Source organism: Kitasatospora sp. MY 5-36 (genome assembly GCF_001182915.1).
Lineage (GTDB): Bacteria > Actinomycetota > Actinomycetes > Streptomycetales > Streptomycetaceae > Kitasatospora.
Genome location: NZ_LFVW01000540.1, coordinates 1 through 1,076 on the forward strand (window position 1 = coordinate 1; position 1,076 = coordinate 1,076).

Here is a 1,076-nt window from a genome sequence, read left to right on the forward strand (position 1 = left end):
GTCAGCGTCCGCAACGGCTCCTGGTCCGGGGCCGACGTGATCGTGGACGTCACCGGCTACTACAGCGCCGACGGCAAGTCCGCCTACCGGCCGGTGGAGCCCCGGCGCGTGTGGGACAGCCGGTCGCTGTCCCTGCCGCTCAAGGGGCAGGACTACTACCAGCAGTACGCCGGGGGGATCGTCGGGCGGTCGGCCGAGGCCCTCGTCCTGAACACGACGGTGACCAACACCCAGGGCAGCGGACACCTCTCGGTCGCGCCGGACCCGAACGCAGCCGACGCCTACGGGAACGGCAAGGCCGTCCGGCCGACGCCGCCGGACTCCTCGGTCCTGAACTGGGAGAAGGGCGCCACCGTGTCGAACCTCGTACAGGCGGACGTCAGCGGTGCCGACACCGTCGACGTCTGGAACCGGGGCTGGGAGTCGACCGACCTGATCATCGACGTGTTCGGTGTGTACGACAAGATCTGACGCCCGAGCGGCACCGCGCACCGGCCGTCCGCCCCTCCGGGGGCGGGCGGCCGTCGGCGTTCCCCGGACCGTCGGCGTTCCATGGGCCCTCGGATTTCCATGGGCCCTCGGCGTTCCCGGGGCTGACGGTGTCAGGGGCGGCGTACCTCTCCGGGAGGAGGAGGGGGCGGGAGACCGTCCGCCCACGGATTGATCATGAAGCAGACCTCGTGCCGATGGCCCGCGGCCGCTCCGCTCCTAGGCTCGTCGAGGCCCCTGCCGGAGCACCGTACCGGCCAGGGTGGACGAGCCGGGGAACCATGACGACGTACCGATACACCGTGGCCGAACTGCGCGGCCAACTGCGCCAACTGCTCCTGAGCGGCGCCGCGATCGCGCTCGGGGTGGCCTTCCTGATCGCCTCCGTCAGCGGCAGCGGGGCACTGGTCGACTCCTTCAGCCAGACCGCGGCCGCCGAGGTCGGGCCCGGTGACATCCAGGTGACCGGGAAGACCGCGGCCGGCGGTCTGGACGCGGCGGCGACGGAGCGGGTGCGGCAGACCGCCGGGGTGGCCGCGGTGGCGCCGCGGCTGACCGGCAGGGGCGGCGTGCTGGCCGCCGACGGG

At 73.0% G+C, this 1,076-nt stretch carries 2 pseudogenes; both read left to right on the forward strand.

Annotated elements, in window-relative coordinates:
- Positions 1–471 (forward strand): annotated as a pseudogene (locus AE652_RS29495) (hypothetical protein); the annotation flags it as partial.
- 299 nt (positions 472–770) lie between these two features.
- Positions 771–1,076: pseudogene (locus AE652_RS29500) on the forward strand (hypothetical protein); the annotation flags it as partial.